A 17,226-nucleotide genomic window follows, 5' to 3' on the forward strand; every position below is an offset into this window, starting at 1 on the left:
TTATCATGGCGGTGTGTTATAATTTTGCAATTTAAATATAGCAACTTTGCTATATCCAAACACCGCCACTTTTTAAACGTTTAGGACGCAAGTGATGTAAAATAACAAAAAAACTTGCTATTCCTAAAATAATCAAAAGTCAGCATAGAAGCAAACCTATAAACAGTCATGGGGCATCCCAAAATAATCGATTACCGCGCAATAGCGATTTTTTGTTACGTAAGCGTAGCTCATACCATTTTTTGTCTTTTAATTCTGAGTTGCAGCAAGTAGGGATCAAGTAGTGATCAAATTAGGCATTTTAACAGTGTTTGTTCAGTGCTCGTTCAGTGATTGTTCAGTGCTTGTTCAGTGATCACTCAGTATAAACTGAATAAGCAGTGACTGATCACTGTCTAAAAATTGATTGAAAATTGTTTTTAGCTATATGTTGGTAGGGAGATGGTTCGGTCAAGTCTATTAAATAGAAGAAGAAAAAATGCTTATAAAAACAAAACCCTGATGATGGGCACCAGGGTTCGTTACTAACCAATTATAAACCTAAATTATGAAAAGACTCTTTAAGGGCTTCTAAACTAAATTAGTTGCCGTGTTGTGCCGTGAAAACTAAAAATGATTGTTTTTTAAAATCTTATGCAAGCTTCAAGTAAATAACTCTTCTGACTGCTTGCTGTTAGTGTTTCATAGCGAGATAACCTTTAATTATCTTCTACAAAGATACGGTAAATATACAGTAGCATCCAAATATTTTTGAGAATAAGTTGCTAATACAACTATGTTGTGACACACAAATGATATTCCGGCTTAACTGAATAATTATCTGACAGCCCTGTCAATTAGATCAGTATCGCTACGCGAATTATTACTCGAAATGCCTTACTTTTACAAAAATAAATTTTTATGGTATTGACCGAATTTAAATCGATAAGAGCATTTGTATTGGATGTAGATGGTGTATTGACTGATGGTACTGTACAAGTTAATGAAGAAGGGCATCAGTTACGTACATTTAATATAAAAGATGGCTATGCTATGCAGTTGGCGATCAAGAAAGGCTATCCTATTTTTATTATCACAGGAGGAGGTTCGAAAGGGGTCGAGCAGCGGATGAAAGGTTTGGGAATCAAAGAAGTGTATTCAAAAGTTACTGACAAACTGTCTAAAATGAAAGAACTTGCTTATGATTACAAGCTTGAATTAAATCAGTTGATGTACATCGGTGACGATATCCCTGATTTTAGCTGCATGAAGTCTGTTGGCGTAGCTGTTTCTCCGGCAGATGCAGTAGAAGAGATCAAGAAAATTTCACATTATGTGTCTGGTTTTTGTGGCGGAAAGGGAGTTGTGCGTGAATTGATCGAAAAGGTCATGAAAGTACAAGGCAAATGGTATGAGGATGAAACAGTAAAAAGTATATAAGGATGTTGAAAAATCTAAAAAATAGAACAATTATATTAGGGTCTCAATCTCCACGGAGAAAACAGCTGTTAGCAGGACTTGGGCTGACATTTGAAGTCGACGTTCGGGAAACGGAGGAATACGTGGATCCGAATTTATCCGCTGCAGAGGTCGTTCGCCAAATCGCTATTTGTAAAGCGGAGGCATTTGGGGATAAAGACGATTGTTTGGTTATCTGTGCTGATACTATTGTCGTATCGGATAAGGGCGAAATTTTAGGTAAACCCAAAGATGAACAGGAAGCCAGAGCAACGCTAACAAACTTGTCTGGTAAGAAACATTTGGTGTTGACTGCCGTAGCGATCTCATGGGAGGGTAAGATTAGCACTTTCGTCGAAACGACAACTGTTTATTTTTACGAATTAGATGCGGATGAAATCGATCATTATGTTACTAAATTTTCACCATTAGATAAAGCGGGTTCTTATGGAATACAGGAATGGATCGGCTTAATCGCTGTAAAAAAAATGGAGGGAGAATATAATAATGTGGTGGGATTGCCAACGGCAAAGCTTTATCAAGAATTGAAAAAGTTAATGTAAAAAAGCGGCAAAAGCCGCTTTTTTATTATTCATTGATTTTTTAGCTGAGCTATTATTTGATGAAATAACGAACCCCAGTGTAGAACATGCGTCCTGTTAATGCTCCCCAAAGCATTGAAGTGTCAAAATAGTTTCCAAAGGGTTGATCCGCTGCAAGTATTGGCATATTTTGGAAATAATTAGACAGATTTTCTCCGCCCACATATACAGTGAAGTTTTTCTCTTTCCCAAAAGTTTTGCTAATCTGCGCATTCATGGTCGCATAAGCTTTTGATGCAGTAGGCATTTGATATTCAACGGGGTTCTCTGCTGTTGACGGAATGCGTTTTTGTCCAACTACATTCAACGTATAGTCTACACTCCAGCCAGAATGGTGATTATAAGCTAGGTTGACAAAACCACGGTGTTTGGCCAATAGCGGTTTGGTCTTTCTGCCACTTTCAAAATCAGTTTGGACATCAAGTAAGCGATAGGCCAATCTCGTTTCAAAATGTGGTGCTGGCATAAAGCGAAATTCGGTTTGCAAGCTATTGGAGAAAGACTTCCCATTCAAATTGTAAAAATTGATCTCTCGGGGATTTTCGTAATCGACCACGACCTGGTTAGAGAAGCTGTTGTGGAAAAATTCAACGGATGCCGAAGCTTCACGTCCAAAGATCCGCATATTTTGGTCTATTGCTATTCCGCTATTCCAGGAGACTTCAGGTTGTAGGCCATAAGCTTTATCGTATATATTAGGCGATTGAATAACCAATTTTCTACTACTTGCCAAGACGGCGGTATTCTCTGCAAATATATTTGCTGTACGTTGACCTCTTCCTGAGCTAGCTCGAACCGTTGTTCCCGAAATAGGTGCATAACGTAAATGGATGCGTGGTGTTGTAAACCAACCGTATAGGGAATTGTAGTCTTGGCGGAGACCGATAATGGCATCAAATTTTTCTGATGGACTATAGGTATATTCTGCAAATGCTCCCGAAACCACTTCTTTCCTTTTGAAGTTTTGATCTTTTAAATACCACTCATTGTAATTGTCATAATTAATGGAGGCACCAACGCGATACTTGTGAGCGACTGTACCGATAATATCTTGAAATAAGAGGTTAGCATATCCATTTTGTTGGTCCGAATTGTAGTTATTGAGCCCAAAATAGCTTTTTTGATTGTAATTCGACCCTGCAAGCTGGAGACCTATGCTGCGGTGCTTATTTTCGGGGAACACATAACCAATTTTAGCGAAACCTTCTACACGTTCAATATCAAACCCTAAACCATAGCGATTCGTTGTACCCTTATCTGTCTTTTCGTTAAAATCAATCTGCCCGCCTGTACGGTCGTCATTGAGATATTTTACCCCAAATTGTACCATAAGTCCTTTCCCATTTTCATAAAACCAACGGTTGACCCCAGAGAATAGATTGCCAACGGGTATATCTCTAAATCCGTTGTGACTAAAGTTCATGGATTTATTGTACATGAAATTGTCGTGCAATAGAACTGCAGTGGACCAATGCTGACCAATTTTTTGTGAAAGATTTAAGTTGACATCTGTGCGTCCCATGTTGTTCGCATAGGCATTAAAAAACAATCTTTCTGAATTTTGGGGTTTTTTCAATTCGACGTTGATCTGTCCGGCCATGTTTTCGAAACCGTTGGCTACGGAACCGATACCTTTCGCGATTTGAATTGATTCAATCCATGTTCCTGCAATAGAATTTAAACCTAAAGGAGAAGCGAGCCCACGAGGTCCGGGTAAATTTTCAACGGTTAATTGGGTATAAATACCACTAAGACCCAGCATTTGAATCTGTTTGCTGCCTGTTACAGCATCAGCACTGACGACATCGACGGAGGCATTGGTTTCAAAGCTCTCGCTTAAGTCACAGCACGCCGCTTTGAATAACTCCTTTCCTGTAAGAACTTCCAGTCGTGCAGGTGTCATACGGTCGATGTAATTTGAGCGTCGTGTTCCTTTTACCTCGACTTCCATCAACACATTTCCTTTTGCTGTAATCATGATGACTTCATGAAGATCTTTGATGGTGATGGTGTCAGGTTTCATCCCAACATAACTTACAACCAATTTGTTGAATCCTTCTTTATGGTCCAATTTAAAAACACCATTTTCGTTTGTCCTTGTATTTTTGGTTGGAAGGTTGGCCCAGTGTAAATTGGCACCAATAATGGGTTTAAGATCCCCCTTTTCGTTTTCTTCAACGACAACACCAGTAACTGTATGTGGATGGTCATGGTTATCGGTTGTTACAATTTTCTTTTCGGGTATTTTGCCATTTTCCAATCGTGGATACATACAACATTCATGGAGTTTAGCATAGGATTCATCAGTGGCAACCAAGTTGTCTACATCATGACCAACTTGAGCAATATTTTTCTTGATTGCCTCCAGTTGAACTTTTTTGGGGTTATATTTGATTTGCAATAAGTTGTCTTCTGCATTCCAAACAGCCGTTTCTACGCCATGCATTTTTGCGGCAGTTTCAATACGTTTTTTACACATGGCACAATTCCCAGCCACGGTAAGAGTCCTCGTACTGTCGGTTTGTGCCTGTACAAATGCCAGAAAAAATAAGCATAGAATGGTTGTCGTATATATTTTTTTGAAAATTTGATTCATCATTTTAATTAAGAGTATTCGCTTCAACTAGCATTTAATTTTTACCTTCATGATACCACGCAACCACATTCAAGGGGTACGGATTTATTTTTTCAGTTCTACTACTATTTTTGCTGAATGATTTAAAATCCATTGTTTTTTGTTCCGTGACAAGCTACGGAAAGATCAATGTTGGGAATGACAGTCTGCCGTTCTCACGAAATATAAAAACTATACTGGACTTCGGTCAATTCAAGAAAATGAACTGCGTTCGGTGAAAAGAGGTGATATTAAATTCTAAAATTTTGATTGAGAATAAAAACAGGTGGGTTCTGTCTATTATCGCTCGCAAAATCGGTATACTTTAGTTTAGAAAAATCGTCCTCCTCCCCAGAGAAATGATAATAATTAAGTATCCAATGAAGCGTAACTATTGCGGGATAAAAAGCGTTAAAATCAAGATTTTGTGTTACTCGGCTGAAGTGATCGACCTTTTGTGTTTCGATCTTAACATCTTTACAGCTTCCCGTTTCATGACAGTGGTTCTGCTTTTTTTTTGCAGACTTGGCACAAAGAGGGCAGGCCATATTATGGCTTTCCGATAACGATACACTTTTTGTTTCCCCTTGGCAAAAATGAAGATGCAGTGAGGCACCACTTGCTGCGAGCAAATAGAAAAATAAGCCGATAAATAGTGCAATTTTCTTCATCGAAGCAAAAATAAAGAAAATATGTAATTTTTTTTTGTAATATTTTGGATAAATGTTATAACTTGTAGTAACAAATGAAAAACCAAAAATTACCAGAGTTATGTATTTATTATTTATCAATCCGGTCAGCTCGTATTTGTTAGCTATCTTTTTGATTGTTGGGGCAATTCTATTGTACAAGGGATTCTATCATCTGGTTCGTCGTATACAGGAATAGCACCGTGTGTTCGATCTTTTTTCGGAACACTTTATCGGACAACAACATATGTAATTTAATTCCTGAAATTTACCTATTCCAGGAAGATGTTATAAGGAAGATGTTATAATAATGGGAACATTTTTTAAATGCTCCCATTCGTTTTGTTTATCGGCTTAATAGAGGATCGCTTTTTCCCGCATTTCCAATCTCGACACGACCCGCATATTGTTCCTCAAAGTTTAGAAAACCGGCGCAGGTGAGGCGGAAATCATACCAAAAGTTTTGCTTAGCCAAATCAAAATGTATCCTAATGGATTGCCCACCTTTAAGTTGCAGACTCCTTTTTTCTTTTCCATAGCTGATATCCTCGAAAACAAGTTGCTGGGTTGTTTTCCCCTTGTTTGTACATGAAAAAGACAAACGCCCAGTAAACGCGGATTCATTTTTACTTTTTTCATAGGTACAGCGGACCTTTAACTCTGGGTTGTTTGTGTCACCTTTAAACGCTCGATAAAATCCATTTGGGCCATAGATTTCGAGGTGGTACATTTTTTTATCGAAGGCGTCTAGCGACCATTGGTCCGTTACACGATCTCCAGGAGAAACAGCATAATTTCTTGAGGTTCCAACTTCTCCTTTGTAGCTAGCAGCATGGTAGACGGTAAAAGGTGAGCCCGCAGCGTGTTTGCCAAAAATTTTATTTGAAGCTTCAAATGTGACCAAGTAATCCCCTTTGGATTGGTATTCGCCATGCACATAAAGTTCATAGGGAAGGATACATGAATCCCGGAGCCCTTTTTCTTGTTTTGGGAAGTAGGGAGAACTGCTGGGGTCTTGCTCTATTTGTTTGATCTCCATTGCGCTGAGCGCTTTGAAGCCCATGGGAAGGCCTTTGAACTTGGCTTGGTGAATCTCTTGGATAAAAGGTTCCCGTTCTAGTACAATCGGTTTGTTAATGGTTTCGCCATGATAGGGCCTAAATGCCGAAGTTAAATCTCCACATACTGCACGCCGCCAACTGCTGATGTTGGTTTCTTTTATATTTTTATTGATTTTGTGGTTAATAAACTTCTCTAGGAATTGTAAACTGGAGGTATGGTCAAACACTTGCGAATTGACCCAACCGCCTCTGGTCCATGGTGAAGCAATGATCATCGGTACACGATAGCCAAGACCGATATTGCTTTCTCTTCCGCTTTCAGGATAATATTGCTCATCACGGCGTACATATTCTAACCCAGGGTTGATTCCCGCTGATACTTTTCCGCTTTCCGTATCATCCGGATTTGGAGCTGTAAAGGGCGCAAAGTGGTCAAAATACCCATCATTCTCATCATATGTAAGTATAAAAATTGTTTTTTTCCAAACTTCTGGATTTTGGGTAAGAATGTCCATGATTTCGCTAACATACCATGCGCCAAACCAAGGGGAATCAGGATGGTCAGAAAAAAGCTGCGGTGGAGCCAGCCATGATACGGTTGGAAGTTTACCTTCCTCGACATCTTTTCGGAATTGATACAGGACATCCCCTTTAGGGATCTGTAATTCGCGCTGTTGCCCCCCTTCTTGATAATGCATTGTTTCCAATTCCATATAATCGGGCTGTGCACTGTTGTTAACAAAAGCACGGCGATGAATATCTTTTGTCCGCTCGTCGAGCTTTTCAAAGTTCTCGGCTGTATATAACTGTAATTCTTCTTGAATATGCTTGAGATTTTTCTTTAAATTTTCAAGTGCTTCCCCAGCTGTTGTTTCGCTAATTTTGCGTTCGAGATCTTCTTGTTTTAATGCCAGGATCTGACGATAGCGTGGATGATATTTGACTTGATATTGGGGGAAGTACTCCATCGGATTACAACCAAAATTGGCTAGCCAGCTGTTTGCCTCACCACTATAGCCAGCGCTACTCGAAGAAATTTCATTTTGATAGATTTTCCAGTCTACGCCTAATTCCGAAAGGCGTTCGGGGAAAGTTGTCCATGTTGCTTTCCCGCTATACTCGGAGTCTCCATTCCAAACTAAGGCCTTTCCTGTAAGATTTTCCCGGATATTGGCTGTCCAGAAATAAAGCCTATTCGGATTTGTGCCGGTGATGCTCGAACAAAAGTGTTGGTCACAGATTGTGAAAGAGTCCGCGAGAGAATAGTAAAATGGAATATCTTCGCGACTATAATGTCCCATAGTCAACGGTAGATTCGAAAATTCTTTAAATCCGGAATGTTTTACATCCAACCATTTGTTCATCTTGCCTTTATTGCGAGCATCTGTTTGATCGGTCCAGTTGTGCGGGAGACAACCCATCCAGGTAACTTTTGAATCTTTGATATCCAATCGGAAGGGAGCAAATGTTTCGCCGGATTTTTGCGTCTGAAACCAGACTTTATTCCGATTGGGTTGACGGATAGCTCTAGGATCATTGAAGCCTCTTACACCACGCAGTGTTCCAAAGGCATGATCAAATGAACGGTTTTCCTGCATTAATAAAACAACGTGTTCGGCATCATAAAACGTGCTGCCCAATGCTGGATTTATAGCCATCGCTTTCGCAATAGCGGATGGAATAACATGGGAGATAGAAGCTCCCCCAGCAAGCATAGCCGCTTTCTTTAAAAAATCTCTTCGCGTATCCATGGTTATATCAGTATTGATTTGATTGGCTGCCTATTGCTTGGTTGATCAAGGCCGCAAAGTTCTTTCTCTTCGAAAAAACACATTTTCGAAAACTGTCTTAAAAATAAGAGTTCGATCCAAGAAAAAAGACTTTAGACCGAACTCTTATTAAAAAATTAACGCTTTGCTAATTTTTAGCCTGCATGTTAAGCTTTGATAGACGCGATAAATGCTGGAATCTGTGTAAGATAATCCGGTTCTTTTAGCCGTTTGACAAATGCTGTACCTATAATGGCACCCGCCGTATGCTTACTTGCTTTTTGAAAGGTAGGTTTATCGGAGATACCGAAACCAACGATCAATGGGTTTTTTAATTGAAGATCATGTATCCGCTTGAAGTAAGCAGCTGTATCGTCTCCAACATCAAGTGTTTTACCTGTCGTTGCATTGGAAGAAAGTAAATAAATAAAGCTCCTGGAAAGGCTGTCTATTTTTCTGATTCGTTCTTCAGAAGTCTGCGGTGTTACAATGAATATATTTGCAATCCCATTTTTCTCGAACGTCTCTTTGTAAAGTTCTTCGTATTCATCCATGGGTAGGTCAGGTATAATGACACCGTTTACACCTACATTTTTACATTCTTCACAGAATCTTTCAACACCAAATTGGAGCACAGGATTAAAGTAGCCCATCAAAAATACGGGAATGCTAACATGTTTACGGAGGTCAATCAATTGATCGAACAACTTTTTTACGGTCATGCCATTTGCCAAAGAGACTTCTGAACTGTGCTGAATGACAGGTCCGTCTGCCACTGGGTCGGAATAAGGAAAACCGATTTCCAAAAAGTCCGCGCCAGCTTCTTCCAATTTCTTGGCAATACTTATTGTGCTGTCCAATGTTGGATATCCAGCTGTAAAATATATCGATAAAAGGGGAGTACCTTCTTTTTTTTCAATTGTATTCATGCCTTAAAAATCAAAGTATTTCATATAATTATCTAGATCCTTGTCACCACGTCCAGAAAGACAGACAACGACAGTCTCATCACCTTTAAAAGGTATTTTTTCCAAATAAGCCAGGGCATGAGAACTCTCAATAGCCGGTATGATACCTTCTAGTCGGGTAAGCTCAAGACCTGCCTGCATCGCTTCGTCGTCAGTCACACTTACATAGTTACCTCTGCCGGATTTGAATAACCAAGCGTGTTGAGGGCCAATACCGGGGTAATCGAGTCCTGCCGATATGGAGTAAGGTTCGATGACCTGGCCATCCGCTGTTTGCATCAGTATAGATCGGCTTCCATGTAAAACGCCCTCTTTTCCTAGTGCTGTTGTCGCAGCGGATTCGCCTGAATCAACACCATGGCCAGCTGCCTCTACGGCATACAATTGAACCGATTCTTCATCGAGGTAATGATAGAACATACCTGCCGCATTGGAGCCTCCACCGACACAAGCCAATACGATATCTGGATTTTCTCTTCCTGTTTTTGCTAATAGTTGTTTTTTCGTTTCTTCAGAAATAATAGACTGAAAGCGAGCAACCATATCGGGATAAGGGTGTGGTCCCACAACAGACCCAATGATATAATGGGTGTCGACAGGATTGTTGATCCAATCTCGCAAAGCTTCATTGGTCGCATCCTTTAGCGTTTTGGAGCCCGATGTTGCGGGAATAACTTCGGCCCCCATCATTTTCATCCGTGCTACATTTGGAGCTTGACGTTGAATATCAACTTCTCCCATGTACACTGCACATTGTATACCTTTCAGCGCACAAACGGTAGCTGTGGCAACGCCATGCTGTCCTGCGCCTGTCTCGGCAATGATGCGCTTTTTACCCAAGCGTTCCGCTAATAGAATTTGGCCAATAGTATTGTTGATTTTATGCGCTCCGGTATGGTTAAGGTCCTCCCGTTTTAAGTAAATCGTAGTTCCATATTTTTCAGATAGACGCTTGGCATGATATAATGGAGAAGGACGTCCGACATAATCGCTGAGCAGTTGGTTAAATTCCTCCTGAAAGCTCTCTTCTTCGATAATTTTGAGATATTCTTCACGTAGCTCTTTCACATTTGGATAGAGCATCTCAGGGATATAGGCTCCTCCAAAGGGACCATAATATCCTTTTTCATTGACTTGATATATACTCATTTTTTAATAGTATTTATACTGTGGCTTAATAGCTCAATATCTTTTAAGCCGGGTTCTACTTCAAATTTTGAATTTAAATCCAGTGCATATAGCCGTGGATCATTTCTTTCTAGCGCTGTTTTGATATTCTCGGGATCTAAACCGCCGCTGAGAAAATAGGGGGTAGTAAGTTTGTATTGGTCCAATAGGGACCAGTCAAATTGTACTCCTGTACCACCATAGGAACTACTTTTTGTATCAAATAAAAAGTAGTCTACAATTTTAGCGTAAGGATCCAGCTGTATCCAGTCAAAGTTTTTATCGACTCCGAAGGCTTTCACAATGCTAACTGCTGATTTTTCTTTCAATTCAAGACAGAATTCCGCAGATTCATTTCCATGCAGTTGAATTGCATTTAGTTGGAATTCAGTTATTTTATCTAGAATTTCTGAAAGGCTGGCATTGACGAAAACTCCGACCTTACTTAGGCTGTCAAGGTCCTTAATGTATGAGGAGGAGCTTTGACCAACATAACGTTTGGATTGATCATAAAATATGAATCCCATATAATCGATGCCCAAGGAGGCTACAGCGGTTATATTGTCGGGATATTTCATGCCACAAACTTTTACTTTGATCGCCATTTTATTTTTTGATTAGTTTTTGGAAACTGCGCAACGCTTTACCTCCCATCAATGAACTTTCAGCTTCATAAAAACAGTCGCCAAAAGATTTTTCGGGATTAAAGGTCTTAATCGCAAATGCGGCATTCGTCAAAACAACATTGTTCTGCACATCTGTACCCTGATTGTTCAATATAGATAAGAATGTCTGGGCCGCGTCTGCTATCGTTTCACCTCCCGTCAACTCCTGAGCTGAGACTGGGGTAAAACCAAGTTCTTCCATGTTGTAGTAATTCTCTCCTTGGTTGTTGATTACCTTAAAATCACCGGTCATGGATATCTCATCATAACCGTCCAAAGCATGAATAATGGAATATTGTTTGTTGGTGTTTTGGTATAGATAACCATACAGTCGTGCTAATTCTAAACTAAATACACCAACAGACTGAAATTTAGGATTGGAAGGATTTGTCAATGGTCCCAGCATGTTAAAGAAAGTCTTAACACCCAATGCACGACGTATCGGGGCAACGGTTTTCATGGCAGGGTGAAACAATGGCGCATGTAGGAAACAGATATTGGCTTCATCAAGTTGGCGTTGTAGCTCAGCCTTGTCGTTGCTGAACTGATAGCCTAAATATTCCATGACATTGGATGAACCACAGCTCGAAGATACCCCGATATTACCGTGTTTTGCGACATGGTAACCAGCCCCAGCAGTGATAAAAGATGCTATTGTCGAGATATTGAAGGTATTTTTACCATCCCCACCTGTACCGCAAAGGTCAATTAAATCATAACCGTTAAAATCCAGCTTGAGGCATAAATCATACATCGCGTCTCTAAACCCTCCAAGCTCTTCAACGCGAATACTGCGCATACCATAAGCCGTCATAAATGCCGCAATTTGGTGACTGTCATATTTGCCCATGGCAATGTTGGTTAGGATCTCGTAGGCTTCTTGCCGAGAAAATGTCTTGTATTCAAATAAATGCGCTAAAATTTCTTTCATGGTAATTTAAATAAAAAAAGGGCTTACCTTATTTAGGCAAGCCCATCATATCTTGACGTATTAATCAAATAATGCAATAGGAGTTTGCCACAACGTTATTCGTTGTGCCACCACCAAGCTTTATTTGATACAGTTGTTATCATTGTTATTTTTATTAATACAAATATGGTTGATAGAATTATAAAATGCAAGTGTTTTTATTGAAAAATTTTTAAGAAAGCATCATTGGCTTAATATTGCTCACAAATATACTTTAAAATAAAACCTGATAAGCGTGCATTTGTGTAAGACTAAGCGTGATATTTAAGGATTCTAAGAGCAGGCGTCTGATAAAACAGCGGCGATGAAAACTAATAGAATACAAAATGAGCTTTATTGTTCCCTTTGGAAACTAATGTAAAAGAAGCAATTTTGCTATCACGGATGACTGCCGCAAATACAAAACGCTTGAGGTATTTGACAAAGTAGACTTGTTGCGGGTCAATACCTTCGAGATCGATATCACTTGTTTCTTTTCTTCCTGCTTGAGCAAAGCTAAGATATTCCAGTTGGTTGATATCCTTGCTCTGTACATTTATCCTGATTTCATCGATGCTTGCCAATAGGTATTCCTGTAGATCTTCGTCCAGTTTTTTTGATGTTATTAGATCTTGGCTTAAAATAATATCAGTCGCTAAATTAGGATCATTCAAGCGCTGGACAAACTTTTTTAAAACAACAACCTGTTCATTGGAAGTTTGTTGTTCCTGAGCAAATAGGCTTTGGCTGGCTATACAGCCAATAAACATGAACAACACTAGCTTTAATTTTATCTTCATACTTGTAAGACTTGTCTTCATCAAAATAGATTAAAACTATGGAATAAAAACCTTCGGGAGGTTATGGATATCATACTGAGTTGTCTCCGAAAAGAGGGCGATGCCTTTAATAAAAAACGCCTTTTGAATAAAGGCGTTTTTTATTTTTTAGTATTCATCTTCATTGAAGAAGAAATCGTCTTTTGTTGGATAGTCGGGCCAAATTTCTTCGATATTTTCATATGGCTCACCATCGTCCTCAAGAGATTGTAAGTTTTCAATCACCTCAACAGGTGCACCCGAACGAATAGCGTAATCGATTAATTCATCTTTTGTTGCTGGCCATGGTGCATCTTCTAGATGCGAAGCTAATTCTAATGTCCAATACATATAAAAACAATTTAAGTTCTCTATTTTCGCAAAACTATGATTTAATTTAACTTAAGCAAGTAAATCACGTGTTATTTTTGCTGTATTAATATAAGTTGTTGATTTTTAGTGTTATAATATTTTTAGATATTCTCAAAGTCACTTCCCTTTTCGTTTAACGCATCAAGTCTTGGTGACACTGATTTGATTTCTGGGTTTGGATAATCATTTTCGATCAAGCCATCTCGCATGCGTACAATACGGTGTGCATGTAATGCGATATCCTCTTCATGTGTGACTAGAATAATGGTATTACCCTTGGAGTGAATTTCCTCCAGTAGGCCCATAATTTCAATGGACGTTTTGGTGTCAAGGTTTCCTGTTGGCTCATCGGCAAGTATAATGGAAGGATCGTTGATCAATGCTCTTGCAACAGCAACACGTTGTCGTTGTCCACCCGATAGTTCATTAGGTCTATGATCCATACGATGCCCTAAGCCGACACTTTCCAATGCTGCAGTAGCTTTTTCCTCACGTCTAACTTTATTATAGCCCGCGTAAATTAGGGGAAGCGCAACATTTTCAAGTGCTGTATTCTTTGGTAAGAGGTTAAAAGTTTGAAAGACAAAACCAATTTCTTTGTTCCTTACTTCGGCGAGTTCATCGTCAGTCATGTCACTCACATTAATCCCATTGAGGATATATTCTCCTCGGCTTGGCGTATCCAAGCAACCGAGAATGTTCATTAACGTGGATTTGCCTGATCCTGAAGGCCCCATTAAGGCCACAAATTCTCCTTTATGGATGTTGAGTGTAACGGAGCTTAAGGCATGAATTGTTTCCGCACCAATTTGGTATTCTCTAGCAATATCCTTGATTTCGATTAAGATCTTTCCTGACATATTTTTTGGAGGTTCTCTAGGTTATGAAAATACGATTTATTCTTCATAATCCAATAGGAATGCATTTTGTCGTATACAACTTTTTCTAGTTCCGATGCATTATCATCGTTAAAATCTTTAGTTTCTATCGGGTTGAATACATGGATTTTAACTATTCCTGGGCGAGATCCCCTTTTCGAGCCGTCATCGAAAAAGATATCCCAGGCATTTTCTATGATAATGGGCACTGTGGGAACGTCATTTTGAATAGCGATTCGAAAGGCTCCGGATTTAAATGCGTGAATCTGCGGGGGGAAACCATCATCGATTTTTCCTTCTGGAAAGATAACGACACTTCTACCATTTCGGACGAGTTCATTGGCACGTTGGAAGGCCTTGAAAGAAGAAACTTTACTTCTTCTTGTGACGGGGATATCTATTGTTTTGAAAAAAATACGTGTAACCGGATTTTTAAGCAATGAAGCTTTTCCGATAAATGAAAAAGGAGCTGGGCACAAATAGGTGAGGGCCGTTATATCCAAGACCGAAGTATGATTGGGACACAATACCATGGAACGGTTCCAATCTATTTTTGATTCATAGCTCACCTTAAAAAATACACCAGCTAGGGACGAACCACCAACTGATACCCAGCGTCGCATACGGGCGATTCTAGCATAGTTTTTTTCGGGACGTCGTGCTAAAAAATAGATATAAGGGAAAAACAGAAGAAAAACAAGTAGAACGCTGATAAAATACCAATACCGATGGAGTTTTTTGAGCAATAGAATCATACAAGTCAACTAATTTTGACCTAAAGTAAAGAAAGAAAATGGATAATTAATTATCCATTTTCTTTTTTATTCTACTGTGAAACCATATTTCTTGTAAATATTCTTGGCCGTTGGTGAGTCCATGAATTTTAAAAAGTCATCTGCAGCCTGCGCATGGGGTGCGTTTTTCAGTTTTGCAGCGACGTAAGTTGCAGTTGTATTTTGCGCATCAGGAATGGTGATCCCTTCAACTGGATGGCCAATTAGTTTTTGGTAAACGACTTCAGAAGCCCAAACGGGAGCCGCATCGGCCTGTCCATACAATATTCGCATGGGGCTTTCGCGATGGTGGATCTTGGTCAGATAAGTGCTGCCATCTTTGACCTTATCATCCATGATTTTCGTGACGAGTTGTTCGCCCCCGGCTTTTTTATAAGATGCTTTGATCTGCTCGCCAATTCCTTCCCATTGGGGATTGGGCATGCTGATACGAACTTTGTCATTCCCCAGGTCATTCAATGTTCTGATATTAGCGGGATTTCCTTTTGGAATCATCAAACAGATATTGTTGTAGCAATAAACCTGTGTATGGCTGAAGTAATCTGCCATCTCGTTGATCGCTCGTTTGCTCGCTGTGTAAATATCGGGCTTATGCGTAATACGTAGATTGCCTATCGTGATTGATCCGCCTTTAATCTGTTTAGCTAAAATGCCCGGCGGCAGGGTTTCAACAAAAATACGTTCGTATTGTGGGTATTCTTTTTTGAATGATGCAAGTAGATCATCGACAACCATAAATTGATTGCCAGCGAAAAAGACAGTAAGCTGCGGATTCTCGATATCACCATATAAATCTGGAATATTGTCTATCCCGGGTACCGTAAAATTTAGAGCCGATTCTGGTGGATTATTCCAGGGGGGATCAAAACGATGTTCTTGTGCCTTAATTTCCTGCGCTCCCAATAATGCTATAGTTAGACCAAGCAGTAGAAAATTTTTCATTATACTTATGGTTTAACGATAACCCAACCTTCATTTGCTCTTAAGATTAATTCACCATTTCCGCTAGGAACATAGCCTATAAAATCAAATAGTCCTTCTTTGGCAATATGTTTCTCTTCCAACGTATTCAGGCACTGGGCTACGATAACGCCTTTCTCGACGAGGTCTTTCAAAGGTTTCTCATATTGGCTGTTCTTTTTTAGGTAAGCTTCGGTACCACCGGAAAATGCAACCAACTCAATCTGTAAGTGTCCTTTTAACCGTGGGTCTTTCAAAACATTGTTAATATTACGGATTGCTTTTTCAATTGTTTTTGGATCATTGCTGTCCAGCTGATAAATGGCTTTATACGCTTTTTTCTTAGCAACGGCACCGCTATACTGATGGTTATTGAGCAACAATTTATTGTCCTGTGCTTTCGCTTGAATAGTCATTATCGCTACTAAAATGCAAGCGATTGTAAATTGTTTTTTCATATTTATTATTGATTTAATGGGGAATTTATGTTTAAAAATTAAAAGGTCCGAGTTTATGTTGTTCTATACTAACGTTATCGGCATAAGGTGGATAGGGGCTATCTTTGGGTTTTTTGCTTAGATTAGGATAGTCCAATTGCTTGTTTGTTTTTTGAGGTCTATCGAAAGAATTGATATATGCTGCGACATCATAGGCCTCGTCGTCTTTCAATTGAGGTGCATCATAAGTTGCGCCTAAAGGCATATTAGCTTTGATAAAACGAGCCGCGGTAAGCAATCGTGCCATTCCAGCACCATCATTGTAGCTGTCTTTTCCCCATAAGGGTGGATATTGATATCCTTTTCCCGCTGTTTGTGGTAGCCCCTGACCATCCTTTCCATGGCAACTTGTACATTTATTCTCAAAGACCAATTGACCATGTTTCAAGTCCGCAGCACGGTTGGGAATATCCATTTTTATAAATCCTTGGCCTGCCAACCGACCTTTATTAACTGTATTTATGCTGATGTTTTTAATATAGGTGATAATGGCTCTCATTTCCTTGCTATTTTCAGGAATGGCTCGGCCGTTCATGCTTCTCTCAAAGCAACCGTTGATGCGCTCTTCAAGTGATTCAACCTTATTTTCTCGTCCAATATAGGTTGGAAAGACATTGGTGAGCCCGACATAAGGGGCGGCAAAAGCCTTTGTGCCTCCATTGAGATGGCAGCTGCTGCAGGCAAGCTTGTTCCCGATTTTGACCTCCCCATCATAGAAATAATCGTATGTATTTTTGATTAGCTTTTCACCATAACTGGCCATTTTACCTTCGGGATTATCTTTGAATGAGATTTCCTTAAATTGGGAAACGTGCGTAATAAGCGAGTCGTTGCGCATTTCAAGAGAATCTGTTTGCTTTTTGTTTTCCTCATGTTTTAGTGGAAATACACATAAGGTCGTACATGTAATAACCAATGCTACAATGATCCAGCTGAGTGCCTTTAAATAATCTGTTAGTTTTTTATATTCCATTACGCTAATTCAT

General features: G+C 39.5%; 16 protein-coding genes. 2 read left to right on the forward strand and 14 right to left on the reverse strand.

What is annotated here, in order from left to right:
* Positions 1-900: 900 nt before the first annotated feature.
* Entirely contained in the window at positions 901-1,419 is a 519-nt protein-coding gene (locus L1283_RS22955; protein ID WP_145327820.1) for a KdsC family phosphatase, read from the forward strand.
* 2 nt (positions 1,420-1,421) lie between these two features.
* Positions 1,422-2,000, forward strand: a complete 579-nt coding sequence (locus L1283_RS22960) for a Maf family protein (protein ID WP_286851558.1) — start codon at positions 1,422-1,424, stop codon at positions 1,998-2,000.
* A gap of 52 nt (positions 2,001-2,052) precedes the next feature.
* Here the strand turns inward: L1283_RS22960 and L1283_RS22965 are convergent, their stop codons facing one another.
* The 14 genes from L1283_RS22965 to L1283_RS23030 all read right to left on the reverse strand — a co-directional run bounded on the left by L1283_RS22965 (position 2,053) and on the right by L1283_RS23030 (position 17,213).
* Positions 2,053-4,638: a TonB-dependent receptor domain-containing protein gene (locus L1283_RS22965; protein WP_429626472.1), complete on the reverse strand. Its 2,586-nt coding sequence runs from the start codon at positions 4,636-4,638 to the stop codon at positions 2,053-2,055.
* A 266-nt stretch (positions 4,639-4,904) separates the two neighbouring features.
* A complete protein-coding gene (locus tag L1283_RS22970) occupies positions 4,905-5,324 on the reverse strand; it encodes an HYC_CC_PP family protein (protein WP_429626473.1) in 420 nt (139 codons plus the stop codon).
* Between the two features lie 364 nt (positions 5,325-5,688).
* Positions 5,689-8,154, reverse strand: a complete 2,466-nt coding sequence (locus L1283_RS22975; protein ID WP_286851561.1) for a phosphocholine-specific phospholipase C — start codon at positions 8,152-8,154, stop codon at positions 5,689-5,691.
* A 185-nt stretch (positions 8,155-8,339) separates the two neighbouring features.
* A complete protein-coding gene (trpA, locus tag L1283_RS22980; RefSeq protein ID WP_159730498.1) occupies positions 8,340-9,101 on the reverse strand; it encodes a tryptophan synthase subunit alpha in 762 nt (253 codons plus the stop codon).
* A 3-nt stretch (positions 9,102-9,104) separates the two neighbouring features.
* Positions 9,105-10,289, reverse strand: coding sequence for a tryptophan synthase subunit beta (trpB, locus tag L1283_RS22985; RefSeq protein ID WP_075991098.1), 1,185 nt, complete (start codon positions 10,287-10,289; stop codon positions 9,105-9,107).
* Positions 10,286-10,912, reverse strand: coding sequence for a phosphoribosylanthranilate isomerase (locus L1283_RS22990; RefSeq protein WP_286851562.1), 627 nt, complete (start codon positions 10,910-10,912; stop codon positions 10,286-10,288). Before L1283_RS22990 ends, trpB begins: the two co-directional genes overlap by 4 nt.
* A gap of 1 nt (position 10,913) precedes the next feature.
* Positions 10,914-11,903: an anthranilate phosphoribosyltransferase gene (gene trpD / locus L1283_RS22995; RefSeq protein ID WP_429626475.1), complete on the reverse strand. Its 990-nt coding sequence runs from the start codon at positions 11,901-11,903 to the stop codon at positions 10,914-10,916.
* Between the two features lie 350 nt (positions 11,904-12,253).
* Positions 12,254-12,721: a hypothetical protein gene (locus L1283_RS23000; RefSeq protein WP_286851565.1), complete on the reverse strand. Its 468-nt coding sequence runs from the start codon at positions 12,719-12,721 to the stop codon at positions 12,254-12,256.
* A 147-nt stretch (positions 12,722-12,868) separates the two neighbouring features.
* Positions 12,869-13,090, reverse strand: coding sequence for a DUF2795 domain-containing protein (locus L1283_RS23005; protein ID WP_028072584.1), 222 nt, complete (start codon positions 13,088-13,090; stop codon positions 12,869-12,871).
* Between the two features lie 122 nt (positions 13,091-13,212).
* Complete coding sequence (locus L1283_RS23010) at positions 13,213-13,971, reverse strand: ABC transporter ATP-binding protein (protein WP_075991101.1); 759 nt, start codon at positions 13,969-13,971, stop codon at positions 13,213-13,215.
* A complete protein-coding gene (locus L1283_RS23015) occupies positions 13,953-14,744 on the reverse strand; it encodes a lysophospholipid acyltransferase family protein (RefSeq protein ID WP_286851567.1) in 792 nt (263 codons plus the stop codon). Before L1283_RS23015 ends, L1283_RS23010 begins: the two co-directional genes overlap by 19 nt.
* Before the next feature lie 66 nt (positions 14,745-14,810).
* Positions 14,811-15,725 carry a substrate-binding domain-containing protein gene (locus L1283_RS23020; protein WP_286851568.1) on the reverse strand — a complete coding sequence of 305 codons (915 nt, stop codon included), beginning with the start codon at positions 15,723-15,725 and terminating at the stop codon, positions 14,811-14,813.
* Between the two features lie 5 nt (positions 15,726-15,730).
* A complete protein-coding gene (locus tag L1283_RS23025) occupies positions 15,731-16,201 on the reverse strand; it encodes a DsrE family protein (protein WP_286851569.1) in 471 nt (156 codons plus the stop codon).
* 31 nt (positions 16,202-16,232) lie between these two features.
* Positions 16,233-17,213, reverse strand: coding sequence for a c-type cytochrome (locus L1283_RS23030; RefSeq protein WP_286851570.1), 981 nt, complete (start codon positions 17,211-17,213; stop codon positions 16,233-16,235).
* Positions 17,214-17,226: the final 13 nt, after the last annotated feature.

The organism is Sphingobacterium sp. HSC-15S19 (genome assembly GCF_050433745.1).
Taxonomy (GTDB): Bacteria; Bacteroidota; Bacteroidia; order Sphingobacteriales; family Sphingobacteriaceae; genus Sphingobacterium; species Sphingobacterium siyangense.